The organism is Allobosea sp. 10L417 (assembly GCF_056395485.1).
Genome location: NZ_JBFTJP010000010.1, coordinates 61,216 through 85,861 on the forward strand (window position 1 = coordinate 61,216; position 24,646 = coordinate 85,861).

18 protein-coding genes and 1 pseudogene are annotated in these 24,646 nt (G+C 66.8%); 12 read left to right on the forward strand and 7 right to left on the reverse strand.

What is annotated here, in order from left to right; all coding sequences use genetic code 11:
- Nucleotides 1-79 precede the first annotated feature (79 nt).
- Complete coding sequence (locus tag AC1DE3_RS21795) at nucleotides 80-1,096, forward strand: polyprenyl synthetase family protein (RefSeq protein ID WP_441510936.1); 1,017 nt, start codon at nucleotides 80-82, stop codon at nucleotides 1,094-1,096.
- Between the two features lie 94 nt (nucleotides 1,097-1,190).
- Here AC1DE3_RS21795 and AC1DE3_RS21800 read toward each other — a convergent pair whose 3' ends face one another.
- The 3 genes from AC1DE3_RS21800 to AC1DE3_RS21810 all read right to left on the reverse strand — a co-directional run bounded on the left by AC1DE3_RS21800 (nucleotide 1,191) and on the right by AC1DE3_RS21810 (nucleotide 5,995).
- Nucleotides 1,191-2,060, reverse strand: a complete 870-nt coding sequence (locus AC1DE3_RS21800) for a 4-(cytidine 5'-diphospho)-2-C-methyl-D-erythritol kinase (protein WP_441510935.1) — start codon at nucleotides 2,058-2,060, stop codon at nucleotides 1,191-1,193.
- A gap of 36 nt (nucleotides 2,061-2,096) precedes the next feature.
- Nucleotides 2,097-3,863, reverse strand: a complete 1,767-nt coding sequence (locus tag AC1DE3_RS21805) for a tetratricopeptide repeat protein (RefSeq protein WP_441510934.1) — start codon at nucleotides 3,861-3,863, stop codon at nucleotides 2,097-2,099.
- A gap of 452 nt (nucleotides 3,864-4,315) precedes the next feature.
- A complete protein-coding gene (locus tag AC1DE3_RS21810) occupies nucleotides 4,316-5,995 on the reverse strand; it encodes an electron transfer flavoprotein-ubiquinone oxidoreductase (protein ID WP_441510933.1) in 1,680 nt (559 codons plus the stop codon).
- Between the two features lie 173 nt (nucleotides 5,996-6,168).
- Between AC1DE3_RS21810 and AC1DE3_RS21815 the strand changes: the two genes are divergently transcribed.
- From AC1DE3_RS21815 to ypfJ, 5 genes are all read left to right on the forward strand, one after another.
- Nucleotides 6,169-6,984 carry a uracil-DNA glycosylase gene (locus AC1DE3_RS21815; protein ID WP_476852783.1) on the forward strand — a complete coding sequence of 272 codons (816 nt, stop codon included), beginning with the start codon at nucleotides 6,169-6,171 and terminating at the stop codon, nucleotides 6,982-6,984.
- A gap of 262 nt (nucleotides 6,985-7,246) precedes the next feature.
- On the forward strand, nucleotides 7,247-8,572 hold the full coding sequence (locus AC1DE3_RS21820; RefSeq protein WP_441510931.1) for an MFS transporter: 1,326 nt from the start codon (nucleotides 7,247-7,249) through the stop codon (nucleotides 8,570-8,572).
- A 245-nt stretch (nucleotides 8,573-8,817) separates the two neighbouring features.
- Nucleotides 8,818-10,248 (forward strand): cytochrome ubiquinol oxidase subunit I, encoded by a 1,431-nt coding sequence (locus tag AC1DE3_RS21825; protein ID WP_441510930.1) that lies wholly within the window; start codon nucleotides 8,818-8,820, stop codon nucleotides 10,246-10,248.
- A 12-nt stretch (nucleotides 10,249-10,260) separates the two neighbouring features.
- Complete coding sequence (gene cydB, locus AC1DE3_RS21830) at nucleotides 10,261-11,265, forward strand: cytochrome d ubiquinol oxidase subunit II (protein WP_441510929.1); 1,005 nt, start codon at nucleotides 10,261-10,263, stop codon at nucleotides 11,263-11,265.
- 106 nt (nucleotides 11,266-11,371) lie between these two features.
- The gene (gene ypfJ / locus AC1DE3_RS21835; RefSeq protein WP_441510928.1) at nucleotides 11,372-12,259 is read left to right on the forward strand and encodes a KPN_02809 family neutral zinc metallopeptidase; all 888 of its coding nucleotides are present in this window, start codon (nucleotides 11,372-11,374) and stop codon (nucleotides 12,257-12,259) included.
- 53 nt (nucleotides 12,260-12,312) lie between these two features.
- On the opposite strand, the gene AC1DE3_RS21840 is transcribed toward ypfJ, so the two are convergent.
- Both AC1DE3_RS21840 and AC1DE3_RS21845 read right to left on the reverse strand, forming a co-directional pair.
- Entirely contained in the window at nucleotides 12,313-13,125 is an 813-nt protein-coding gene (locus AC1DE3_RS21840) for a universal stress protein (protein ID WP_441510927.1), read from the reverse strand.
- Nucleotides 13,126-13,192: 67 nt separating this feature from the next.
- Nucleotides 13,193-13,684, reverse strand: a complete 492-nt coding sequence (locus tag AC1DE3_RS21845; RefSeq protein ID WP_441510926.1) for a hypothetical protein — start codon at nucleotides 13,682-13,684, stop codon at nucleotides 13,193-13,195.
- Between the two features lie 117 nt (nucleotides 13,685-13,801).
- On the opposite strand from AC1DE3_RS21845, the gene AC1DE3_RS21850 reads away from it, so the two are divergent.
- From AC1DE3_RS21850 to AC1DE3_RS21860, 3 genes are all read left to right on the forward strand, one after another.
- The gene (locus tag AC1DE3_RS21850; protein WP_441510925.1) at nucleotides 13,802-14,995 is read left to right on the forward strand and encodes a PA0069 family radical SAM protein; all 1,194 of its coding nucleotides are present in this window, start codon (nucleotides 13,802-13,804) and stop codon (nucleotides 14,993-14,995) included.
- A 207-nt stretch (nucleotides 14,996-15,202) separates the two neighbouring features.
- Nucleotides 15,203-15,814: a ribonuclease HII gene (locus tag AC1DE3_RS21855; protein WP_441510924.1), complete on the forward strand. Its 612-nt coding sequence runs from the start codon at nucleotides 15,203-15,205 to the stop codon at nucleotides 15,812-15,814.
- Between the two features lie 306 nt (nucleotides 15,815-16,120).
- Nucleotides 16,121-17,323 (forward strand): site-specific DNA-methyltransferase, encoded by a 1,203-nt coding sequence (locus AC1DE3_RS21860; RefSeq protein WP_441510923.1) that lies wholly within the window; start codon nucleotides 16,121-16,123, stop codon nucleotides 17,321-17,323.
- A 192-nt stretch (nucleotides 17,324-17,515) separates the two neighbouring features.
- On the opposite strand, the pseudogene mutY reads toward AC1DE3_RS21860, so the two are convergent.
- Together mutY and AC1DE3_RS21870 are read right to left on the reverse strand one after the other, a co-directional pair.
- Nucleotides 17,516-18,562: pseudogene (mutY, locus tag AC1DE3_RS21865) on the reverse strand (A/G-specific adenine glycosylase); the annotation flags it as partial.
- A 171-nt stretch (nucleotides 18,563-18,733) separates the two neighbouring features.
- Complete coding sequence (locus AC1DE3_RS21870; protein WP_476852784.1) at nucleotides 18,734-19,453, reverse strand: nucleoside deaminase; 720 nt, start codon at nucleotides 19,451-19,453, stop codon at nucleotides 18,734-18,736.
- 235 nt (nucleotides 19,454-19,688) lie between these two features.
- Here AC1DE3_RS21870 and AC1DE3_RS21875 point away from each other — a divergent pair, with 235 nt between their 5' ends.
- From AC1DE3_RS21875 to AC1DE3_RS21885, 3 genes are all read left to right on the forward strand, one after another.
- Entirely contained in the window at nucleotides 19,689-20,186 is a 498-nt protein-coding gene (locus AC1DE3_RS21875) for a DUF721 domain-containing protein (RefSeq protein ID WP_441510921.1), read from the forward strand.
- A 154-nt stretch (nucleotides 20,187-20,340) separates the two neighbouring features.
- Nucleotides 20,341-20,961, forward strand: a complete 621-nt coding sequence (locus AC1DE3_RS21880) for a DsbA family protein (RefSeq protein WP_441510920.1) — start codon at nucleotides 20,341-20,343, stop codon at nucleotides 20,959-20,961.
- A gap of 123 nt (nucleotides 20,962-21,084) precedes the next feature.
- Nucleotides 21,085-24,540, forward strand: coding sequence for a chromosome segregation SMC family protein (locus AC1DE3_RS21885; RefSeq protein WP_476852785.1), 3,456 nt, complete (start codon nucleotides 21,085-21,087; stop codon nucleotides 24,538-24,540).
- Nucleotides 24,541-24,646 lie beyond the last annotated feature (106 nt).

A 24,646-nucleotide genomic window follows, 5' to 3' on the forward strand; every position in this document is an offset into this window, starting at 1 on the left:
GGGCTGGCGTCCCATGCAACGGTTGTGGCATGGCTGGCGCGCGTCGTGCCGGCGCAGGGATCGGACTCGGAGTGCTTCTGTGGGTGTCGTCGTCTCCCTTGAGGAACGGGAATCGAATCAGGCGAGCATCGAGCCGCTGGTCGCGTTGACGCGTGCCGATGTGGAGCGGGTCAATGCGATGATCCTGTCGCGCACCGGCTCCGAGGTCACGATGATCCCGGAGGTCGCGAACCACCTGATCTCCTCCGGCGGCAAGCGCCTGCGGCCGATGCTGACGCTCGCCATGGCCGATCTCTGTGGCTATCGGGGCGAAGGCCATGTCAAGCTCGCGGCTTCCGTCGAGTTCATGCACACCGCGACGCTGCTGCACGACGATGTCGTCGACGAGAGCGACATGCGGCGCGGCAAGCTCGCCGCCCGCATGCTCTGGGGCAACGAAGCCAGCGTGCTGGTCGGCGATTTCCTGCTGGGCCAGGCCTTCAAGATGATGGTCGAGGTCGGCTCACTGCGGGCGCTCGATATTCTCTCCACGGCCGCGGCGGTCATCGCCGAGGGCGAGGTTCTGCAACTCTCCGTCGCCAAGAACACCGAGACGACCGAGGACGAGTATCTCTCGGTGATCCGCGGCAAGACGGCCGAGCTCTTCGCCGCCGCCTGCGAAGTCGGCCCGGTGATCGCCAATTCCTCGAAGGCGGACGCCGCCGCCTGCCGCAGCTACGGGCTCAATCTCGGCATTGCCTTCCAGCTCATCGACGACGCGCTCGACTATGGCGGCGTCGCGGCGAAGCTCGGCAAGAACACCGGCGATGATTTCCGCGAGGGCAAGATCACCCTGCCCGTCGTGCTCTCCTTCCGCCGCGGCGACGAGACAGAGCGCGCCTTCTGGAAGCGCACGCTTCAGGACGGCGAGATCCGCGAGGGCGACCTGGAAGAAGCACGGGCGATCATGCGCCGGCACAAAGCACTCGACGACACCATCGCGCGCGCCGAGCATTATGCCCGCATGGCCAAGGATGCGCTTGGCCTGTTCCCAGCCTCGCCGATGAAGCAGGCGCTCAACGCCGCTGTCGATTTCTGCGTGGCGCGGGCGCACTGAGGCGGCATAGGTCCGGGCCTTGACCCGTCCCTCTCAGAAACCAGCCTTTTTCTGGGAGAGTTGCTCGGGGCAAGCCCGAGCATGACGGACGACGTCAGCGCAGCAGAGTCGGCTTCGCCCACCAGCCCGGCTGTGTCTTTGCCAACGCTCGTGACGCATCGGCGCTAGCCCTGCAATCGTCGAACAGGGCGAAGCAAGTCGCGCCGGAGCCGGACATGCGCGCCACTCGGCAGCCCGGCAATTCCGCTAGCCGCTCGAGAACGAGGTCGATCACGGGTGCGACATGCCTCGCCGGAGCCGCCAGATCGTTATCGGAAGCTGCGAGCGCGTGGTGGAACGCCCCTGTCGACACAGAATCAGGCGCGGTGCGCGAGACCGCGATCTTTTGCCCCGGTGTCAGGCCCAGAGCGCGGAACACCGCGGCCGTCTCGACCGGAACGCCCGGGTTGACCAGCACAGCGAAGAGTGGCGGCAGGCGGAGCACCGGCCCAAGCCTCTCACCGATGCCGGCCATCAGCCGCGCCCGCGATTCGAGGCAGACCGGCACGTCGGCGCCGATCTTTGCCGCGATGTCCAGCAGGACCTGATCGGTTTGAGCGATGCCGTTCAGCCGCGCGACGAGGCGCAACGCCGCGGCCGCGTCAGCCGAGCCGCCACCGATCCCCGAAGCGACAGGCAGTCGCTTGACGAGATGGAAGCGCCCCAGACGCAGGCCTGGACGGGCGGTCGCGAGCGTCCGCGCAGCACGCAGGACGAGGTTGTCGTCCGCGTCAGACAGCCCCGCCGCGCGCGGGCCGGTGATCGACAGAGATAGCGGCGCATCCGGCTCCAACGTGAGCTCGTCACCAACCCCGGCGAAGGCAACCAGGCTTTCGAGCTCGTGATAGCCGTCCGCGCGCCGGCCCAGGACCCGCAGGTCGAGATTGACCTTGGCGCGCGCACGCGTCGTCAGCGGTAGAGCCACGGCCGCTCCCGGTTCAGCCCGGCGACGGGATCGGCGTCAGCCGCCGTCCTTCTTGGCGTCGTCGGTCACGTTGGCGGACGGGCCTTCCAGCCCGTGCTCGATCTTGCGTTGGATCTTCTCGAGATCCTCCGGCTCGGGCTTGAGATCGCGCGCGTGATTCCACTGGAACTTCGCCTCGAGCTGGCGGCCGGTGCGCCAATAAACATCGCCGAGATGGTCGTTGATCACCGGGTCCGAGGGGCGCAGCTCAGCCGCGCGCTCGATCTCGCGCGCGGCATCCTCATAGCGCCCGAGCCGGTAATAGGCCCAGCCGAGCGAGTCGATGATGTAGCCGTCGCGCGGACGCAGCTCCACGGCGCGGCGCAGCATGCCCAGTGCCTCGTCGAGCTTCAGATGCTTGTCGACCAGCGAATAGCCGAGATAGTTCAACACCAGCGCGCGCTCGCGGCCGAGCGGATCGGGCAGGAGTTCAAGAGCCTTGCGCAGATCGGCCTCGGCCTCCGGCCAACGGTTGATGCGTTCCCGGGCGATGCCGCGGAAATAGTACAGATCCCAGTTGGCGCGGCCGGGGGACGCGAGCTTGTCGATGGCCTTGTCGTAGGCGGCGGCCGCCTCGGCGAACTGCTTGCGCGAGCGATAGATGTTGCCGAGCGCCGCGAGCGCATCGACATCGTCCGGCCGCTCGGCGATGACCTTCTCCAGGTGCTTCACCGCCTCATCGGGCTTGCCTAGGTTCTCCAGCGCGAGGCCCGCCTGGATCTCGGCGTTGGACCGCAGCGGCGAGGAGGCCGGCATCTTGTCATAGACCGCGACCGCGTCCTCGGGCTGGCGAGCCCGCTCGAGGATGTCGCCCAGCGTCAGGATGGCGAGGTCATGGCCGGGATCCAGGTAGATCGCCATGCGCAGATAGAGAAGCGCTGCGGCTTCGTCGCCCTGCCGGTTGCCCGCGCTGGCGAGCCCGTAGAGAACTTCGGCCGCGCCCTGCTGCGCGGTCTGGATCTGACGCGGCGGTGCCTCCTTCTTCGACACCAGCGACATGCCTTCGCGGATGATCGGATGATTCGGCAGCAGCCGGTCGAACTCGGCGTAAGTGACTGCCGCGCCGGCAAAATCGCCGCTGCGGGCCTGGAAGCGCGCCCAGAGGTCGACGAGGCGCAACGTGGTCTTCTCGGCGTCGTAGGCGGCCTTCAGCCGCTTTTCGGCCTCGGCCTTGCGCCCGGCTGCGTCGAGAATCAGGCCGGCATGATAGTCGCGGAAGAGGTTGTAGGAGGGCTCGCCCTTCAGACGCTCCAGCGTCTCGATGGCGCGCTTGGCGTTACCCGATCCAAGGTAGGACCAGGCGGAGAGCAGCGTCGCCGTGATGTCGGCCGCCCGGCCGCGACCGCCGCGCTGGAGGTGATTGCGGGCGGTCTGGTAGCTCTTCTGCTTGATCGAGCGGATGCCGATGACGAGCTGCGCCAGGCCATTGCTCGGATCCTGCTGGATCAGCTTGTCGGCGGCGCGGAAGGCGTCAGGCATGGCGCCATCGGCGAGAAAGGCGACGAAGGCGCGCTCCAGCAACTCGCTGTTGCGCGGATCTTCCCGCACGGCTTCGCGCAGATAGACCGAGGCCGCGCCGAGATCGCGCGAGGCGCCCGCCACGATGGCGGCGAGATAATTCCCTTCGAGGCTGTCGGCTGGCTCCAGCGAATCAGACGAACGCGGCGCGGTCGCTCCCTGGGCCGCAGCGGCCACGGGCAAGACCATCAACAACGACAAGGCAGCAGCCGTACCGGAGGCACGCACCTTCTTCAGAAATGTCACGACTGCTGTTCTCCCTCGGTCCGCCGCCCAAATGCTCCGGGCGCTCCTTCGGCGGACCGTGATGGCTCGCGTAGGCCGCCAAGATGGCGGTTTCCGGGCGGGCGGGCAAGCGGGGCCCTGCGCGAATGCGGCGGCTTCGTAGCGGCGGCGCAACAGTCCCCGAAGACCCGTTTTTCCCGGAGGCGTACAGCGAGAAAACATTGTCCGCCGGCACAAGGATAGCGACTCTCTATCTCCCCTGCTTGCAGCTCAGGCAGCGATCATTGTCGGGACCGTTCCGAGGATGAAGACTGATCTGAACTCTGCCGCAACGGCTCTTCTCTTCGGCTTCGCCGCGGACAAGCCGGAGCCGGCAGCTCCGGCCGTGCGCAAAGGCCGAACCACCATTTCCAAGCATGAAAGGGCGCACCTCGCAGCGCGCCCTTGTTCGCAGGACTCTCAGAGAGAGCCGATCACATATTCGCGTAGCCGGGCCCGCCGCCGCCTTCCGGCACCGTCCAGGTGATGTTCTGGGCGGGGTCCTTGATGTCGCAGGTTTTGCAGTGGACGCAGTTCTGCGCGTTGATCACGAAGCGCGGATTGCTCTTCGTCTCGGCATTCTCGTAGACGACCTCGTAGACGCCTGCCGGGCAGTAGAGCCGTGCCGGCTCGCCATAGACAGGCAGGTTCTTCGCGATCGGAACCGACGGATCGGTCAGCTTCAGGTGAGCCGGCTGGTCTTCCTCGTGATTGGTCGAGGAGAGGAAGACCGATGACAGCTTGTCGAAGGAGATCTTGCCGTCCGGCTTCGGATAGGTGATCGGCGTCACCTCGGCGAGCGGCTTCAGCGTCGCGTAGTCGGGCTTTCCGTGCTTCAGCGTGCCGAAGGGCGACCAGCCGAAGAGCTGGTTCAGCCACATGTCGACGCCGCCGAGCCCGATGCCGATGAGCGTGCCGAACTTCGACCAGAGCGGCTTGACGTTGCGGACGAGCTTCAGGTCCTTGCCGATGGCGCTGTCTCGCCAACTCGTCTCGATCTCGACGACCTCGTCATGGCTGCGGCCCGCCTGGAGCGCCGGCACCAGCTTCTCGGCCGCCAGCATGCCCGACAGGATGGCGTTGTGGCTGCCCTTGATGCGGGGAACGTTGACGAAGCCCGCGGCGCAGCCGATCAGCGTGCCACCCGGGAAGGTCAGCTTCGGCACCGACTGGAAACCGCCCTCGGTGATGGCGCGCGAGCCATAGCCGATGCGCTTGCCGCCCTCGAAAGTGTCTCGGATCAGCGGATGGGTCTTGAAGCGCTGGAACTCGTCGAAGGGCGAGAGAGTCGGGTTCTGGTAGTTCAGATGCACGACGAAACCGACCGAGACCAGATTGTCGTCGAAATGATAGAGGAAGGAGCCGCCGCCGGTGCCATTGTCGAGCGGCCAGCCGAAGGAGTGCTGGACCCGGCCCTTGTGGAACTTCTCCGGCTTGACCTGCCAGAGCTCCTTCAGGCCGATGCCGTATTTCTGCGGCTCGCGGCCGGCGTCCAGGCCGAATTTCCTGATCGCGATCTTGGAGAGCGAGCCACGCGCGCCCTCGCCCAGCAGCGTGTAGCGGCCGCGCAGCTCCATGCCGCGGGTGAAGCGGTCCGAGACGGTGCCATCCTTGGCGATGCCCATGTCGCCGGTCGCGATGCCGGCGACAGAACCGTCCTCGTTGAACAGCAGCTCGGCGGCGGCGAAACCGGGATAGATCTCGACGCCGAGCGCCTCTGCGCGCGCACCCAGGAACTTCGCGACCAGCCCGAGCGAGCCGACGAAATTGCCGTGATTGTTCATCAGCGAGGGCATGCCGAAATTCGGCAGGCGAAGACCGCTCGGCTGGGTCAGGAAATAGAAGACGTCTTCCTTGACCTCTGTGGTCAGGGGGCGCTCGGGATCGTCGCGCCAGTCGGGCACCAGACGGTCGAGGCCGATCGGATCGATGACGGCGCCGGAGAGGATATGGGCGCCGACCTCGGCCCCCTTCTCGACCACGACGACCGAGATGTTCTCGTCGAGCTGCTTCAGCCGGATCGCAGCCGCCAGACCAGCAGGACCGGCGCCGACGATGACGACGTCATAGTCCATGCTCTCGCGCGGTTCGCTCTGCGCTTCCTTGAGATCCATCCTGCCCTCCGCCTTGGCAACCCGCGTCGCGCGATTAGTTTATATATGAACTATTATGCCGACTCGTTCAACGCTCGGCTTCCGTCCAGTCTGGACCCCTCTATCCAAGTGCCCGTTCCATTTTGCAACTGCGTTGGCTCGCGAAGCGGCGTTGCAGCGTATAGGATGCGGCCATGAGCCTGTCCGATACAGCCGGCCCCGACGCGCCAGACCCTTACGAGATTTTGAGCTGGTACGCCGAGATGGGCGTGACCGAGGCGCTCGACGAGGCGCCGCGCAATCATTTCGCCGAGCCGCCCCCCTCCGCCGGCGCCGGCCAACCTCGCCTGCGCTCGTTGCCGGGCCGTCCGGCCGCTCCCGCCCGGCCGATCGCGGCGGCCGCCACGGCGCCCGACGACGCAACCCTCAACGCCCGCGCGCTGGCCCGCGAGGCGCGCACGCTCGACGAGTTGAAGGAAGCGCTCGCGAAGTTCGAAGGCTGCGCCTTGAAGGCGACAGCCAAGAATCTCGTCTTCGCCGATGGCAACCCGGAAGGCCGGGTGATGATGGTAGGCGAGGCGCCGGGCGCCGATGAGGACCGGCTAGGCTTCCCCTTCGTCGGCCGCTCCGGCCAATTGCTCGATCGGATGCTGGCCTCGATCGGCCTCAGCCGCCAGAACGACGTCTACATCGCCAATCTCCTGCCCTGGCGTCCGCCGGGCAACCGCACGCCGACGCCGCAGGAGGTCGCGATCTGCCTGCCCTTCATCCAGCGCCAGATCGAGCTCGCCGACCCCGACATCCTGGTCTGTGTTGGCGGCCCCTCGGCGCAGGGGCTGCTCGGCTTCACCGGCATCCTGCGCTCGCGCGGGCAATGGGTGGAATACGATACCGGCTCGCGCCGCATTCGCGCCATTGCGACGCTGCACCCGGCCTATCTCTTGCGGCAGCCGCTGCAAAAGCGCCTCGCCTGGCGCGACCTGCGCGCGCTCAAGGCTGCGCTCGCATAGGCTCCCGGAACCGAAGTCGGGCCGCCAAATGCGGTGATGGAGGAACCGGAAATCTCGCCAAAGTCCCACTTCGAAATCTCGGTTTCCGGCAGCAGCTCCGCATCACGAGGCCCCGAATGGCCGGAATCATGCGCGGTCGATCAATTTGAAGCGATTGCCCCGCGGCCAAGGCATGAGAAATAGCCGTTTCCGGCGATTTGCGATATAATATCACTTGATTTTGCAGCGGCCTGCGCGGTGAACCAATGCGTGGAGGCTGACCATGGCTGTCATCGATCTTGGCGCCGGCATACTGTCCGAGCAAGAGCATGATAGGCAACTGCGGCGTGCCATCGTCGCAAGCACAATCGGCACCGCAATCGAATGGTATGATTTCTTCCTGTACAGCACGGTGACCGGTCTTGTCTTCGCGCGGCTGTTCTTCCCGCGATCGGAGCCGCTCGTCGGCACGCTCGAGGCCTTCGCCATCTATGCGGTCGGTTTTGTCGCCCGGCCGATCGGCGCGGCGATCTTCGGCCATTATGGCGACCGCATCGGCCGCAAATCGACGCTGATCGCCACGCTCATGCTGATGGGAATCGCGACATTTCTCGTCGGGCTCGTCCCGACCTATGAGAGCATAGGCATCTGGGGCGCAATCATCCTGACGGTGCTGCGCTTCATTCAGGGCGTCGGGGTGGGCGGTGAATGGGGCGGCTCCGTGCTGCTCTCGATGGAATGGGCGCGGACAGCCGATCATCGCGGCTTCATCGCATCCTGGCCGCAGTTCGGGGTGCCTTGCGGCCTGTTCCTCGCCAATCTGGCTGTCCTCGCCTTCAGCTGGCTCTCCGGCGACCAGTTCCTGACCTGGGGCTGGCGCATTCCGTTTCTGCTGAGCCTCGTGCTCGTCGCCATCGGCCTCTGGATCCGGCTCGGCATCATGGAGACGCCGATATTCCGCAGGCTCGTCGCCGAGAACAAGGTCGAGCGCGCGCCGATGCTGGAGGTGGTTCAGCGCCACCCCAAGGAGATTCTGCTCTGTGCGTTGCTACGCATGGCTGAGCAGGCGCCCTTCTACATCTTCACCGCCTTCATCTTCGCCTACGGCGTCGGGACGCTGAAGGTCTCGCGCGATTTTCTGCTCGTCGCCGTGCTGGCGGCCTCGGTCCTGTCCTTCGTCTCGATCCCGCTCTTCGGCCACATCTCCGATCTGATCGGACGCAGGCGCATGTATATGATCGGCGCTGCGGCGACCGGCGCCTTCGGTTTCATCTATTTCGGGATGCTCAACACCGGCTCGGCGCTGTTGATCTTCCTGGCCATCGTGATCTCGCTGGTGCCGCATGACATGATGTATGGACCGCAGGCGGCACTGATCGCGGAATCCTTCACCGGCCGCCTGCGCTATAGCGGCGCCTCGCTCGGCTATCAGCTCGCCTCTGTGATCGCCGGCGGCCCGGCTCCGCTCATCGCCGCCTGGCTGTTTGCCAAGTATGGAACGGCCTATGCGATCGCCTTCTACATTCTCGCCTGCGCAATCCTGAGCCTGATCGCGACAGCCTTGATGAAGGATTATACCGGCAGGGATATCGAGGGCGAATACGAGTAGAGGCAACGTCTCCGCGCGCCCAGAGAACCATTCCGTTTGGGTGCAACAGTGCGCGCAGTTCCGCGCCGGGACGGTTGCACGCCGAGGTTGCAGGCCCCCTCCCCTGCGACATCACGACCGGCGACTGCGACATCCGCGCCTCTCGCCCAGCCTCGGATTTGACTAATCTGGCCGAGAGCGACGATGCTGCCTTCGGCAGGATCGTTTCAAGCCGCCCCGAGGCGGTAGCTGGCCGGAGTCTTGCGATGGAAATCGACGCTTTTCAGCTTTCACGCATCCAGTTCGCTTTCACCGTTTCATTTCACATCGTCTTTCCAGCCTTCACCATCGGGCTATCCGCCTATATCGCGACACTGCTCGGCCTCTGGTTGAAGACGGGCGACCAGAAGTTTCATCTGCTCGCACGCTTCTGGACCAAGATCTTCGCCGTATCCTTCGCGATGGGCGTCGTCTCCGGCATCGTGCTGTCCTATCAGTTCGGTACCAACTGGAGCCGGTTCTCGACGGCCGTCGGCAACGTGGTCGGCCCGCTGATCGGCTACGAGGTGCTATCGGCCTTCTTCCTCGAGGCCTCCTTCCTCGGCGTGATGCTGTTCGGATGGAAGCGCGTGCCGCCCTGGCTGCACTTCACCTCGGCGGTGATCGTCGCGGGTGGCACGGCGCTCTCGGGCTTCTGGATCCTCTCGGCCAATAGCTGGATGCAGTATCCGGCTGGACACGAGGTGCGCGACGGCATCGCCTATCCCGTCGACTGGGTGAAGATCGTCTTCAATCCGACATTCCCGCTGCGCTTCGCCCATATGATGACCGCGGCCTATCTGACGACCGCCTTCGTCGTGCTGGCGACCGGCGCGCGCCATCTGCTCGCCGGGCACCGCACAGAATCGGCCAAGACGATGGTGCGGATGGCGATCCTGATGATCGCGCTGACGGCGCCGCTGCAGGCGGTGATCGGCGATTTCCACGGCCGCGACACCGCGACCTACCAGCCGGCCAAGCTGGCCGCGATCGAGGCGCATTGGGATTCGTCCAAGCCCGGCGCCCTCGTGCTCTTCGCCTGGCCCGACGAGAAGGCCGAGCTCAATCGCTTCGAGGTCTCGATTCCCGGCGTCGCCAGCCTGGTCACCCATGGCAGCATGAATGCGCTCTTCCCGAGCCTGAAGGATTTTGCCGTGCAGGACCGGCCGCCGGTTCTCATCCCGTTCTTCGCCTTCCGGGCGATGGTCGGGATCGGCGTGCTGATGATCCTGTTCGGCTGGATCGGCGCCTGGCTCTGGCGCAAGGGCACAGTGTTCGAATCGCGGCGCTGGCTCTGGATCGCCCAATACACCTGGCCCGTCGGCTTCCTTGCCATCCTCTCGGGCTGGTTCGTCACGGAAGTGGGCCGCCAGCCCTGGCTCGCGACGGGCATCATCCGCTCGGCCGATGCCGTCTCGCCGGTGACGACCACCCAGGTCGCGATCTCGCTCTTCCTGTTTGTCTGCGTCTACTCGGTGGTGTTCACGGCGGGCATCCTCCTGATCAACCGCCTGATCGACAAGGGACCGGACGAGATCGCAGGCCCGGACGCGCCCGAGCAACCCTCGAAGCGCACGCTCAAGGCCGTGCAGGGCGAAGCCGCCACCATCTTCGGCGACGGCCAGCCCGGCGACGACAAGATCCAGCCGGCGATCTGAGGAGCCACGACGATGGAATGGTATCTTCCGGTCATCTGGGCCGTGCTGATCGGCACCGCCGTGATGCTCTACGTCGTGCTCGACGGTTTCGACCTCGGCATCGCCATCCTGTTCCCGACGACGAAGGACGAGGGCGAGCGCGACCAGATGATGAACTCGGTCGCCCCGTTCTGGGACGGCAACGAGACGTGGCTGGTGCTGGGCGGCGGCGGCCTCTGGGTCGCCTTCCCGCAGGCCTACGCCATCATCATGCCGGCCTTCTACATCCCGATCACGCTGATGCTGCTGGCACTGATCTTCCGCGGCGTCGCCTTCGAGTTCCGCTGGGTGGCCAAGCCGCATCACCGACGCTGGGACTTCGCCTTCTGGCTGGGTTCGGCCGTCGCTGCCTTCTCGCAGGGGCTCGTGCTCGGCGGGCTGATCCAGGGCGTCACCGTCAAGAACGGCCAGTTCGCCGGCGGGCCGCTCGACTGGCTGACGCCGTTCACGGTGATGTGCGGAGCCGGTGTCATCGTGGGCTACGCCCTGCTCGGCGCGACCTGGCTGCTCTACAAGACCGACGGCCCCGTCGCCGAACGGGCCCGGCGGCAGGCGAAGATCCTGTTGCTGGGCCTCCTGGCCTTCGCGGCGCTGGTCTCGCTGTGGACGCCCTATGCCCACCCGCGAATCGCCGAGCGCTGGTTCACCCCGGCCAATCTCGTCTGGCTCTGGCCGTTCCCGCTGCTGACGGCGCTGTGCGGCTACCTCGCCTGGCGGCGGCTGCATGGCGCGCATGAGTTCACGCCCTTCGCGTTGACCGTCGCGATCTTTCTGCTCTGCTTCGTCGGGTTGTCGATCTCGAACTTCCCCTATCTGGTGCCGCCCGACATCACGATCTGGGACGCGGCGGCCGCACCCTCCTCCCATATCTTCGTGCTGATCGGCGTCGCTTTCCTCCTGCCGATGATCCTGTTCTATACGGCCTTCGTGTACTGGACCTTCCGCGGCAAGGTCAGGGTCGACAGCGGCTATCACTGAGTGAGAGGATAACGATCAGGCTTCGTTCAGGCGGGGCCTGCAAAGACGACTTGAGTTCCCCGCATCTCCCGGCGAGATTGCGGGGCGTTTCGTCGAGGAACCGTCCATGCAGTGGGAAGACTATCGCCAGTCCGAGAATCTCGAGGACCGGCGCGGCGGCGGCGGTGGCGGCGGTTTCGCCGGCATGCCTGGCGGGCGCGGCGGCATCGGCATCGGCACCATGGTTGTGCTCGGCCTTCTCGGCTGGGCGCTCGGCATCGATCCCCGCCTGCTGATCGGCGGCGCCGAAATGATCGGCGGCATTGGCGGGCGCGAGCAGACGCAGGAAACCCGCCGCTCTTCCGGCCCGCCGCAGGACCAGATGGGCCGCTTCGTCTCGGCCGTGCTGGCGCAGAACGAGGACGTCTGGTCGAAAATCCTGCCGCAGCAGGCCAATATCCGCTACCAGCCGCCCCGGCTCGTGCTGTTCTCCGGCGTCGACCGTTCGGGCTGCGGCACGGCGCAATCGGCGATGGGGCCGTTCTACTGCCCCGTGGACAAGAAGGTCTATCTCGACACCTCCTTCTTTCAGGAGATGCAGCGCAAGCTCGGCGGCGGCGGCGACTTCGCCTATGCCTATGTGATCGGGCACGAGGTCGGCCACCACGTCCAGAACCTGCTGGGCATCCTGCCCAAGGCCAACCAGATCCGCGAGCGTTCCTCCGAGCGCGATTCGAACGCGATCTCGGTCAGGATCGAATTGCAGGCCGACTGCTTCGCCGGCGTCTGGGCGCATAATATCCAGGCGATGGGCCGGATCGACCAAGGCGATATCGAGGAAGCTATCCGCACCGCCTCTGCGATCGGCGACGACAAGCTCCAGCGGGCGGCGCAGGGCGTAGTCGTGCCGGATTCCTTCACGCACGGCTCGTCGGCGCAGCGGACGAAGTGGTTCAACACCGGCTTCCAGTCGGGCTCGCTGCAGAGCTGCGACACCTTCCGGAACCCCGTATAGGCATTCGCACACGGATCCTTCGAACAGCCGAGCCGGTGAGCCGACGCCGGCGATCAGGCGCCGGGCGCGATCAGGATATCGGCCCGGACCGTGCCCAAGATCGTCTCGGCCGTGCTGCCGATCACCGCTTCGGCAAAGCCACCCTGCCCGTAGCGGCCGACGACGACCAATTCTGCTCCGGCCGCGGCGCGGCAATGCTCGATGGCCGCGGCGGCATTGCCCTCGACGCTCTGGGTGCTGAGCCGCGTGATGAGGCTCTCGGGAAGCTTTGCCGCGTCGAGGAAGGCCTTCATCCCGGCCTCGGCCTCCGCGCGGAGGAAATCGCCCTTGCCTTGAAAATCGGTCCTGGGGCCGGGGCCGGGATGGGCATGAACCAGCAGGAGGCGCGCCTGCGGAAACAGTTCCGCAGCCGCCAGCAGAGCCCGGCGCGAGCCCTCCGAGAAATCCGTGCCGACGACAATCGTGCCGTAAGGGCGATCGGCGCGCCGGCGGACGATCAGGACCGGAACAGCCGCCCTGCGAACGATATAGTCAACGGCCGTCCCGACAACGTAGTCGCGGACGTCGTTGTAGCGCGCGACGCCGGTCACGATCAGTCCGCTGCCCCGCTCGGCGGCGACCTTGGCCAGCACGTCCGGCAACGAACCGTTACGGACCAGCAGTTCCGCCTCGCCGGCCGCCGAGGGCAGCTCCTCGCGCCAGGCCTCGGCCGCAAGACCGGCGCTCCCCTGCTCCGTCGCATTCGTGACATGCAGGATCGCGAGCTTTGCCTGCCATCCGCGCGCCAGCAGCACTGCGCGTTCCGCAGCCCTGTCGGTGCGCGAGGACAGATCGCTCGCCAGAAGAATCTCGCCCGGTATCGTCATATCAGCCTCCCGACGCCTCCAGCTTAGGAGGCACGCGGCCCGATGTCATGCCGCCTCGGACACCGCCCTACCCTGCGCGCTCGCGCCACACCGGCAGGCGCTGCGGCGCCTGGTCGAGGCGCCCTTCCAGGACCATCGCCTTCGGCAACACGAGCCCGGACCGGAGCCTGCGCCCGGCGAAGGACAGCGCGACGCGCTCGCGCAGCGCAGCGCCGACTGCGTGAAGCGGTATCAGGGCCGGCAGATCCGGCGTGAGCAACAGATAGCGCTCCACCACCAGCGCCCAGTGCGCCTGCGGCACGTCGCCGGCCTCGAACAGCACGAGCCGATCGCCGCGCGCCGCGGCCGCCCCACCCTGCCAGGCCGCGGCCGGGCCGGTGCGCAGATAGCATGCGCCGGTCGTGTCCGCGGCACGCTCGAAATCGGGAGCGCCGACCGTATCCACGATCACCGCATGACCGAGCAGCCCTTCCGCCACCGCCGGGATCAGCACGGCCAGCGTGGCGGCGAGAGCTCGTGGGGAACCATCGGCGCGGATCACGGCTGTGAGCATACGCAAGGTTCTATGCCGCAGCGCAGCACGCCGCAATCCGGCTCTTGCATTTTGTTCTTGTTATGTTCACTCTATCCGAGATCACAAAATGCCGATTCCCGGCAGTGAACCGGTTCGAAAGCCATGCCACAGGCCAGACCCACCGAAAGGCCCTATCCATCGGCCCAGCCGCTGCGGCGGCACGACAGGGAGCCGACCATCTCGGCGCCAGTCGTCGCGCCGGCCGACCCGCTCGCCTATGCCGGCCACCGCATCGACCCGGAACGACGGCGCGGGCGGGGCGCCACCGTCAATCCGGGAGGGCGCTACGAAGCGGAGCAGCGCGTCACCGAGGATGATGGCTGGGGCTCGCTGGAAGAGTTGCCGCCGTTCAAGACCGAGATCGCCTATGAGAAGGCGCGCAACATCATCACGCGCAACGACTCGCCGGACATCTCCTTCGACCGTTCGATCAATCCCTATCGCGGCTGTGAGCATGGCTGCGTCTACTGCTTCGCGCGGCCGACCCACGCCTATCTCGGCCTCTCGCCCGGCCTCGACTTCGAGAGCAAGCTGACGGCGAAACCCGACGCCGCGGCACTGCTGGAGAAGGAACTCTCCTCTCCTTCCTATCAGCCGCGCACCATCGCGATCGGCACCAATACCGACGCCTATCAACCGATCGAGAAGAAGCTGAGGATCATGCGCCAGATCCTGGAAGTGCTCTCGAAGTTCAACCACCCGGTCGGCATCGTCACCAAATCGGCCCTGGTCCAGCGCGACATCGATATCCTCGCCCCGATGGCCGAGAAGGGCCTGGTCAAGGTCGCGCTCTCGGTCACGACGCTCGATCCCAAGACGGCGCGGGGCATGGAACCGCGCGCCGCCTCGCCGCCGAAGCGGCTCGAGACGATCCGCAAGCTGTCGGAAGCCGGCATCCCGGTGACGGTGCTGGTTGCGCCCATCGTACCGGCGATCAACGAGCATGAGATCGAGCGAATTCTGGACGCCGCCAAGGCGGCGGGCGCGCAGGAGGCCGGCTATGTGCTGCTGCGGTTGCCGCTCGAGGTGCGCGACATCGTGCAGGAGTGGTTGCTGACGCATCATCCCGACAAGCTTCGGCATGTGATGTCGCTGATCCGCTCGACCCGCGGCGGCAAGGATTATGATTCGCAATGGGGACAGCGCATGGTCGGCTCAGGTCCCTATGCCTGGATGATCGGTCGGCGTTTCGAGCTTGCGGCCGAGCGTATCGGCTTCAACACGGCGCGCCGGAGGCTGCGCACCGACCTGTTCGTAAGGCCCGAGAAGGAAAAGGCGCAGCTGAGCCTGTTTTGAATGGACACGCGCGGAGGTCGTACCGGGCGCAACGAAGCGTAGAACCGCGATCCATTCCGGAGCGCCTCTGATTGCCGGAGCGCCTCTGATTGAAGGCTTGGGCATGGATCCCGGATCGGCGCCGCCCATGGCAGATTGTCCGGGATGATGGTGGAGGAGGACGACAGCGGTCTAGCTCGCGGCGGCACTCTGTTGCATAAGCCCGCCATGCCCGCTGATTTCAGCCGCGAGACACACGCCATCGCTAACGCCCTCTGGCCGCTGGCCGGCATTGACGAGGTTGGGCGCGGGCCGCTCGCCGGCCCGGTCGTGGCGGCGGCCGTCATCCTCGATCCGGCCCGCGTGCCGCATGGGCTCGACGATTCGAAGAAGCTGCCGGCACCGATCCGCGAGGAGCTCTTCGGCGAGATCATGGAGCGGGCGCTTGCAGTGGCTGTCGCCAGCGCCACAGCGGTCGAGATCGACGCGCTCAACATCCGACAGGCGACGCTGCTGGCGATGCGCCGGGCGATCGCCGCGCTGCCGCTGGCGCCGCTGCATGTGCTGGTCGACGGCAACGATCCGCCGCAGATGAGCTGTAGCTGCGAGGCGATCATTCAGGGGGACGGTGCCGTGGCCTCCATTGCGGCCGCATCGATCGTCGCCAAGGTGACGCGCGACCGAATGATGGCGCGGCTGTGCCGGCGCTATCCGGCCTATGGTTTCTCCGGCCATGTCGGCTATGCGACGCCGCAGCATCGCAAGGCCATCGCCGAGCACGGCCCCTGCCCCGAGCACCGCTATTCCTTCGCCCCGGTGAAGGGCGTCTGGTTCCGGTAAGGATTGCCTGGCGTCATTCTCGGGTGAAGCGAAGCCCGGACCCGAGAATCTCAGACAGAAGGAGGCCCCAGGGCCGTCCTCGGCAGGAGATACCGGGTCAAACCCGAGCATGACGGGAACCCTGCCAGATTGCCCTAGCGGCAATCCGCGGGTTAACGCCCGTTTACGAATTTCCCTTGTTTGCCAACGAGCTAGGCAAAATCTGCAGCCCCAAAACGGGACGCATTTTTTTCAAAGCGGAAACCCGGCCTTTACCCTGTCCGGCCAATATCGCGCTCGTTGAAGTTGCGTAACGGTCTTGGCGTCATGGGTATCTCGCGTACCGGGACCGCCAGCGCTCCCGTCCGGATTCAGGTTTCGCGTACCGGACGGCCAGCGCTGGGGGCTCGGATGAAGGCCAGGAGCCTTCCCGAACAAATCGGCGTTCCGCAGGAACTGCCGCTCGATCAGATCCTCGTCGGCGACTGCGTCGCGGCGATGAACGCCTTGCCGCCGGCAAGCGTCGACCTGATCTTCGCCGATCCGCCCTATAACCTCCAGCTCGGCGGCGATCTGCGCCGGCCCGACGACAGCCTCGTCGATGCCGTCGACGACGACTGGGACAAGTTCGCCTCATTCGCCGATTACGACGCCTTCACGCGCGCCTGGCTTGCCGCCGCGCGCCGCGTGCTGAAGCCGGACGGGGCGCTGTGGGTCATCGGCAGCTACCACAATATCTTCCGCGTCGGTGCGACGCTGCAGGATCTCGGCTTCTGGATGCTGAACGACATCGTCTGGCGAAAAGCCAATCCGATGCCGAACTTCCGCGGCCGGCGCTTCACCAACGCCCATGAGACGCTGATCTGGGCGGCGCGCGGCGAAGCTTCGAAATACACCTTCCACTACGAAGCGCTGAAGGGCGGCAATGACGACCTGCAGATGCGCTCCGACTGGTATCTGCCGCTTTGCACAGGCGATGAGCGCCTGAAGGACGCTGGCGGCGCCAAGGTGCACCCGACGCAGAAGCCGGAAGCCCTGCTTGCCCGCGTCCTGCTCTCGGCCTCCAATCCTGGCGACGTGATCCTTGATCCGTTCTTCGGCACCGGCACGACCGGCGCCGTCGCCAAGGCGCTCGGCCGCCATTTTATCGGCCTCGAGCGCGATGCGACCTATGCCAAGGCTGCGCGCGAGCGCATCGCCGCGGTGACGCCGCTGGCGCCGGAAGCCTTCTCCACCGCGCCCTCCAAGCGCAGCGAGCCGCGCGTGCCGTTCCTCAGCCTGGTCGAAGCCGGGCTGGTGAAGGCCGGCGAGACCGTCCATGACGAGAAGCGGCGCCACAAGGCCGTTATCCGCGCCGACGGCACGCTGATCCTCGGCCCTGCCGTGGGCTCGATCCACAAGGTCGGCGCGCTGGCACAGGGCCTACCGGCCTGCAATGGCTGGACCTTCTGGCATGTCGAGCGCGAAGGCGGGCTGACCGTGCTCGACGCGCTGCGCGGCGAGATCAGGGCGCAGATGGCGGCGGGCTGACCGCCCGCCGGCCAAAACTCCTGCCATCATTCGTTCAGAGGATGCGCGCGCCGGCTGCGCGCCCACTCTGGCTCGTGAGATCGTAGCGGGGCTGTCATGGCCACCATCCTGAAGAACGGCTCCCGCGGCGCTGAGGTCAAAAAGCTTCAGGACGATGACGATGACCTATCGCGTCTTCGAGCGGTAGAGCCCCGCGCGCTCGACGACCTTCAGCATGACGCTCGGCAGCGGCTCGCCGGCAAGATTCGCCAGCTTTGTGAAGCGCATGCCAGCGGGAGCTAGAGTCCGCTCCGGAACGCTGCCGGTGAACACCGTCAGTTCCAAAGGGAAATGCGTGAAGACGTGGCGCACCGGCTCGGCCAGCCGGGTCCAGCGCAGGGGCAGCGGCGCATCCTGCGCGGCGCCGTCAAGCTCGTAATCGGCGCGCCATTCGCTGGTCGGCACCTCAGCCATGCCGCCAAGCAACCCCTTGGCGGGGCGCGTGCGCAGCAGGATGGCCCCATCGGCACGGGTCAGGACGAAGGCAGCGCCGTAGCGGATCTTGCCCGCCTTCTTCGCCGCCTTGCGCGGAAAGCTCTCCTGCATGCCGTCCGCCCGCGCCCGGCAGGGATCGCGCCAGGGGCAGAGCCCGCAGGCCGGGTTGCGCGGCATGCAGATGGTCGCGCCGAGATCCATCAGAGCCTGCGCGAAATCGCCGGGCCGATCGATCGGCAGCATCGCCAGAACCTTCTCCCGGATCAGCGGCCGCGCGCCCGGCAGTTCATCGGCGATGGCGAAGAGCCGCGTCATGACGCGCTCGACATTGCCGTCGACGGCCGCGGCCGGCCGGTCGAAGGCGATGGCGGCGACCGCTCCGGCCGTGTAGGCGCCGATGCCCGGCAAGGCCCGCAGCCCCTCCTCCGTATCGGGGAAGCGACCGCGGTGATTCTCGGTGACCGCGCGGGCGCAGGCGTGGAGATTGCGGGCACGGGAATAGTAGCCGAGGCCGGCCCAGGCCTGCATCACATCCTCGGAAGGCGCTTCGGCAAGGGCCTTTACGGTCGGGAAGCGCGCCATGAAGCGCTCGTAATACGGTTTGACCGCCGCGACCGTGGTCTGCTGCAGCATGATCTCGGAGGCCCAGACGCGATAGGGATCAGGGCGCTCGCCCGCCACGGCGCGCCAGGGCAGCGCGCGGCGATGGCGGTCATACCAGGCGAGCAGATCGACCGCGCGGGCCATCGGAACGGAGGCGTCCATGCGCCGGGTTTAGCGCGAGGAGCCGACGTCGCGAAAGGCCGAACAGTCGCTGGGATCGAAAACGGGCGTCAGTCATTGCGCCCCGGTCCCGCTTTCGCGGAGCCGGATCATTTCTGTCCTCGGCCTTCTGACTTTCCGCGGCCGCATAGCGGCCGGTCTCGACCACGCGCCTCAGTAGGGGTGACGATCCTTCTTGTTGGTCCACGCCGCATAGGCTTTGAGACCAACCTCTCGCTCGAAGTTCTCGGTCACCCTGATCCGCCTGTCGCCCCACGGCTTGGCGAAATCCTCGTATTGGAACGCGTCGTCGAAGCCGATTGCGCTGGTGTCCTTCAGGCTGGCGGCAAAATAGACGTGGTCGATGCGAGACCAGTAGATCGCGCTCATGCACATCGGGCAGGGCGCGCCGTTGATGTAGATCTCGCATCCCTTGAGCATGCGCGCGCGCTCTGGCACCGGATCGGGAGAGCCTGCCTCGCGCGGGATCATTTCCAGGATCGTGCCGGCACCGTATTCGCTGCCCAGCAGCGCCTTGGGATTGAGGCGGGCCGAAGCATCCATGATCGCGGTGACTTCGGCATGGAGGACGGGAATGCCGGTGAGGAGCACGCGGTTCTGGCCGCGTCCGATGATTTCACCGTCTTTGACGATAACGGCGCCGAAGGGACCGCCCCATCCCTTCTCAACCGATTCGATCGCGAGCCGCGTCGCCTCTTCCATGAATTTCCGCTTTTCCGGCGAAGGCGTAGCGGCGACAGCTTCGACGGCAGGCAGCGCCATCGCACCGGCAGCGCTCAATGCGACGGCCGCCGTGAAGAACTGGCGGCGGTTCGGATCATCGGGCGCATCGCAGCCGAGGGTATGAACAGTGGCGCAGGAGCAATTCGGCATCGCATTCGAACCTTCAGGCGTAGGCCCAACTCAAGCCGAGTACGTCACCGCCCTCGGCGACAGTTCCCGCCGGACCTGCCATTGCGGCATTTAGCGCTGAAATGCTGTAGGCGAGTTAATTTCAACTGTCAGTTTCAACCCGGTGAGGCAGAAATGGCCACGCGTTCGGACATGATGATGCCCCGCGCCGCGCAATCGACTTGCCAGGCCGCCGCCCGCTCGCGCAAACTGAGCCATGGCCGCAAAGCACCTCGCAGAGCTGATCGACGACTGCATCGCGCCCGCGCTCGCCGCGCAGGGCTTCGCGGGGCGTGCCGTCGTTTCGCTCTGGCCTGAGATCGTCGGCGAGAGGCTGGCGGCGCGCTCGCGCCCGCTCAAGATCGACTGGCCGCGGCGCCGGCCCGCCCCTGGCGAGGCGACCGAGCCGGCAACGATGGTCGTGCGCGTCGAAGGCGCTTTCGCGCTGGAGATGCAGCAGCTCGGCCCCTTGGTGATCGAGCGGGTCAACACCCATCTCGGCTGGCGCGCCGTCGGCAAGCTCGTGCTCAAGCAGGGGCCGGTCGCCCGGCCCGTGGCGCCCAAACCGGCGCCGAAGCTCAACGAGGAAGCAGCGGCGCGGATCGACGAGCAGGTCGCCTGCGTCGCTGACGAGGGCTTGCGCGAAGCGCTGGCGCGGCTCGGCCGGGCCGTCGCACTCAGTGCGAAAACGCGAGACCATGACACGGCTTCGTGAGCAATGCGCGCAGCGGCACGATGTGCTCTTGCCACAATCGCGCTGGCCTCTATAGAGCGATTCATCGCATTTGCTTCAAGCGAACGGGTGTCCGCTTCGCTTGAAAATACTCAAGCTCCGCAACCGCTTTTGGACCTTTCGGGGATTGCTCACGATGACGAACAGGCGACAGCTCCTGACCGGCGCAGCCGGTATCGCGGCCGCCGCGCTCGCCGGCGTTAACGCCGTGCGGGCACAGACCAAGCTTCCCGATGCCGGCCCGCTCGGCGATGTCTGGCTGGGCTCCCCCGACGCCAAGGTCACGATCGTCGAATACGCCTCGATGACCTGCTCGCACTGCGCGCATTTCCACGAGACGACCTGGCCGGAGCTGAAGAAGAAATACATCGACACCGGCAAGGTGCGCTTCACGCTGCGCGAGTTCCCGCTCGACCCGCTGGCGACGGCCGGCTTCATGCTCGCGCGCTGCAACGGGAACGACAAGTTCTACCCGATGACGGACCTGCTCTTCGCGCAGCAACGCAACTGGGCCTTCACCGAGAAGCCGGTGGACGCGCTGGCCACGCTGGTCAAGCAGGCCGGTTTCACACAGGAATCCTTCGAGGCCTGCTTGAAACGGCAGGATATCTATGACGCCGTCACAGTCGTGAAGGATGGCGGGGCCAAGGCTGGCGTGGATTCGACGCCGACCTTTTTCATCAACGGGCAGAAGCGTTCCGGTGCGCTCTCGATCGCCGAGTTCGACAAGATCCTGGAGCCGCTCCTCGCCAACTGAGGGGCCTCCCATCCGCTTGCGCTCCCAGCGCGAGGCAGTCATCTCAGCCCTCTTCCTGAGGAGCCGCGCAGCAGCGTCTCGAAGGATGAGGGCTGAGGCTTTTCAGGCCGGCGCGGTGGCACCATGCACCTGACGCGCCTCAAGCTCGCCGGCTTCAAGACTTTCGTCGAGCCGACCGAGTTCCTGATCGAGCCGGGGCTGACCGGCATCGTCGGGCCGAATGGCTGCGGCAAGTCCAACCTCGTCGAAGCCCTGCGCTGGGTGATGGGCGAAAGCTCGTTCAAGAACATGCGCGGCTCGGGGATGGACGACGTCATCTTCGGCGGCTCGAACGAGCGCCCGGCCCGCAACATGGCCGAAGTTTCGCTCACCCTCGACAACAGTGACCGCAAGGCTCCGGCCGCCTTCAACGAGGCCGAAGTCCTCGAAGTCACCCGCCGGATCGAGCGCGAGGAAGGCTCGACCTACCGCATCAACGGCAAGGAGGTGCGGGCCAAGGACGTGCAGCTCCTCTTCGCCGATGCCGCGACCGGCGCGCGCTCCCCGGCCCTCGTGCGGCAAGGGCAGATCAGCGAGATCATCTCCGCCAAGCCGCAATCGCGCCGGCGCATCCTGGAAGATGCCGCCGGCATCGCCGGCCTGCACAGTCGCCGCCATGAGGCCGAGCTCAGGCTGCGCGGCGCCGAAGAGAACCTGACCCGGCTGGAGGACGTGCTCGGCGAGATCGACGGGCAGATCGACGCCCTGCAGCGGCAGGCGCGGCAGGCCGGGCGCTACCGCAGCCTTGCAGGCGACATCCGACGCGCCGAGGCGATCCTGGCGCTGATCGCGCTGCACGATGCCCGCGCCCAGGAAGCGCAGGCATCGCATGTGCTCGAAGAGGCGGTGCGAGGCGTCGCCGACCAGACCGGCATTCAGGCCGAGGCCGCCAAGCGGCAGGCCATCACAGCCAATGCGATGCCGGCATTGCGCGAGGGCGAGGCGACTGCCGCAGCGGCGCTGGTTCGGCTGAAGCGCGGCCTCGACGAACTCGAAGCCGAGAATCGCCGATCGCGACAGCGAACCGAAGATCTCGGGCGCCGTCTTGCGGAACTGCAGGCCGATCTCGCAAGGCAGGAAAATATCGGCCGCGATGCCGCCGAGAGCCTCGCGCGGCTGTCGGAGGAGGATGCCGCACTCGCCCGCGAGGGCGATGGCGCCGGATCGGGCGCCGAGGCCGCGACGGCAGCGCAGCGCGAGGCCGAAGCAGCCCTCGCAGCGGCTGAGGCCGAGCAGGCCAGCGCGCAGGCAGCTTTGTCCGATCTCGCCGCCAGACGCGATGCGCTGGAGCGTTCCTTGCGCGAAGCGCGCGAGCGGCAGGTCCGCGCCGGCGGCGAGCGCGACAAGCTGCGCCGCGACCTCGAAGCGCTCGATGCGTCCGATGCGAAGACGTTGCTCGACAGGCTGCGCGAAGCTCTTGCGACGGCTGAGAAGGCGGCCAAGAGAGCGGAATCCGATGTCGGGGCGGCACGCGAAGCTGTCGCGGCAGCACGCGAGCGCGAAGCGGCGCTGCGCGGTCCGCTTGCCGAGGCCGACCGCAGAGCCCAGCGGCTCGACACCGAGATCGGCACACTGCGCAAGCTGCTTGCCCCGGCAGCGGGCTATCGCTGGCCGGCGATCCTCGAAGCCGTCAGCGTCGCCAAGGGCTACGAGGTCGCGCTGGGTGCCGCGCTCGGCGACGATCTCGACGCCTCGACCGAAGCGGCCGCCCCGGCACATTGGGACGATACCGGAGCAGGAAGCGGCGACCCTGACCTGCCGACAGGAGCCGAATCGCTGCTTGCTCATGTCCAGGCCCCCGCCGCCCTGAGGCGGCGGCTCGCGCAGATCGGCGTCGTCGCGCGCCAATTGGGGGACGCCCTCCGGCGAGAGCTGAAGCAGGGCCAGATCCTGGTCTCGCGCGAAGGCGATCTCTGGCGTTGGGACGGCTTCGCCAGCGCAGCCGATGCTCCCTCCCCCGCCGCCAGACGGCTTTCCGAGAAGAATCGCCTCGTCGATCTTGAGCGTGAGGCGAAGGCCGCGCGCGAGGCGGCGGAGACCGCCCGCCGGGTTCTGGACGCCGTCGGCGCCGAGGCGCGCGCGGCTGCGCAGGCGGAAACCGCCGCGATCGAGGTCTCGCGGCTGGCGCGCCGGAGCGTCGATCAGGCGCGCGAGCAGCTTGCGGTCGCCGAGCGCAAGGCGGCCGAGACCCTGGTCAAGCGTTCAACCCTGGCCGAAGCGATCAAGCGGCTCGGCCAGGCCGTGTCCGAGGCCTCTCAGCAAGTGGCGGTGCAAGAAGCAGGGCTTGCCGCCCTGCCCGCCTCCGCCGCGCTGGAAAACACGCTGCTCAAGGCGCGGGTGGTGCTGGGCGAGGCCCGCGCCGCCGCCTCCGACGCCCGCGCCCGGGTCCAGACCCTGGCCCGGGAAGCCGAATTGCGGATGCGGCGCCGCGCCGCGATCGCCGCCGACGTCAAAGCCTGGAAGGAGCGCGCGGCAGCCAGCCTCCAGAGCGCCGAAGAGACACGGCACCGGATCGACGTCGCCAGCACCGAGCAGAGGACGTTGCTGGAAGCGCCCGACACCTTCCTGACCGAGCGGCGCCGCCTCCTCGCCGAGATCGAGCAGGCGGAAGGTGCTCGCCGCGAGGCAGCCGACCGGCTTGCCTCCGGCGAAACCGCGCTGGCGGAGGCCGACCGGCAGGCGCGCATCGCCCTCGAAGGGCTGTCCGGCGCGCGCGAGCGCCGCGCCTCGGCGGAAGCAAGGCTCGAAGCCGCCCGCCAGCGCGTCGCCGACATCACCCGCCAGATCGAAGACGGGCTGGAAACCGGCCTCGACGGCCTGCAGGCCATCGCCGGAATCAAGCCTGGCGACGCGCTGCCGGAGCCGGAAACGGTCGAGCGACGGCTCGCCAACCTCAAGGGCGAACGCGAGCGACTTGGCGCCGTCAATCTGCGGGCCGAGGATGAATTGACCGAGGTGAAGGCCAAGCGCGAGGGACTTTCCGGAGAGCGCGACGACCTGACCGAGGCGATCCGCCGGCTGAGGCAAGCGATCGGAGCGCTGAACCGCGAGGGGCGCGAGCGGCTGCTTGCCGCCTTCGAGATCGTCAACAGCCACTTCCAGCGGCTCTTCGGCGTGCTGTTCGGCGGCGGCGAGGCGGAGCTCAAGCTGGTGGATTCGGAGGATCCGCTCGATGCCGGGCTCGAGATCTTCGCCCGCCCCCCCGGCAAGAAGCCGCAGGTGATGACGCTGCTCTCCGGCGGCGAGCAGGCGCTGACGGCAACCGCGCTGATCTTCGCGGTGTTCCTGACCAACCCCTCGCCGATCTGCGTGCTCGACGAGGTCGACGCACCGCTCGATGACGCCAATGTCGAACGCTACTGCGATCTGCTCGCCGACATGGCGCGAAACACTGAAACGCGCTTCATCCTCATCACCCACAACCCGATCACCATGGCGCGGATGGAGCGGCTCTTCGGCGTGACCATGGCCGAGCGCGGCGTCAGCCAGATGGTTTCGGTCGATCTGGCCACCGCAGAGCGCATCCGCGACGCCGGCTGAGGGCGCCGTTCTCCCGGCTGAAAAAATGCCACAATCGGCACCGCATTGCGGCAAAAATGTCGCACTTAGCCCGAATTTCTAAATATTCCAATATGTTAGGTGTTAT

Excerpts from the sequence above, each read along its gene's own strand:
- AC1DE3_RS21870 (WP_476852784.1), bottom strand. The coding sequence starts at position 19,453 with ATGCCGAATTGCTCCTGCGCCACTGTTCATACCCTCGGCTGCGATGCG.
- AC1DE3_RS21820 (WP_441510931.1), top strand. The coding sequence starts at position 7,247 with ATGGCTGTCATCGATCTTGGCGCCGGCATACTGTCCGAGCAAGAGCAT.
- AC1DE3_RS21875 (WP_441510921.1), top strand. The coding sequence starts at position 19,689 with ATGGCCGCAAAGCACCTCGCAGAGCTGATCGACGACTGCATCGCGCCC.
- ypfJ (WP_441510928.1), top strand. The coding sequence starts at position 11,372 with ATGCAGTGGGAAGACTATCGCCAGTCCGAGAATCTCGAGGACCGGCGC.
- AC1DE3_RS21810 (WP_441510933.1), bottom strand. The coding sequence starts at position 5,995 with ATGGATCTCAAGGAAGCGCAGAGCGAACCGCGCGAGAGCATGGACTAT.
- AC1DE3_RS21815 (WP_476852783.1), top strand. The coding sequence starts at position 6,169 with ATGAGCCTGTCCGATACAGCCGGCCCCGACGCGCCAGACCCTTACGAG.
- AC1DE3_RS21850 (WP_441510925.1), top strand. The coding sequence starts at position 13,802 with ATGCCACAGGCCAGACCCACCGAAAGGCCCTATCCATCGGCCCAGCCG.
- AC1DE3_RS21840 (WP_441510927.1), bottom strand. The coding sequence starts at position 13,125 with ATGACGATACCGGGCGAGATTCTTCTGGCGAGCGATCTGTCCTCGCGC.
- AC1DE3_RS21860 (WP_441510923.1), top strand. The coding sequence starts at position 16,121 with ATGGGTATCTCGCGTACCGGGACCGCCAGCGCTCCCGTCCGGATTCAG.
- AC1DE3_RS21855 (WP_441510924.1), top strand. The coding sequence starts at position 15,203 with ATGCCCGCTGATTTCAGCCGCGAGACACACGCCATCGCTAACGCCCTC.
- AC1DE3_RS21825 (WP_441510930.1), top strand. The coding sequence starts at position 8,818 with ATGGAAATCGACGCTTTTCAGCTTTCACGCATCCAGTTCGCTTTCACC.
- AC1DE3_RS21880 (WP_441510920.1), top strand. The coding sequence starts at position 20,341 with ATGACGAACAGGCGACAGCTCCTGACCGGCGCAGCCGGTATCGCGGCC.
- AC1DE3_RS21885 (WP_476852785.1), top strand. The coding sequence starts at position 21,085 with ATGCACCTGACGCGCCTCAAGCTCGCCGGCTTCAAGACTTTCGTCGAG.
- cydB (WP_441510929.1), top strand. The coding sequence starts at position 10,261 with ATGGAATGGTATCTTCCGGTCATCTGGGCCGTGCTGATCGGCACCGCC.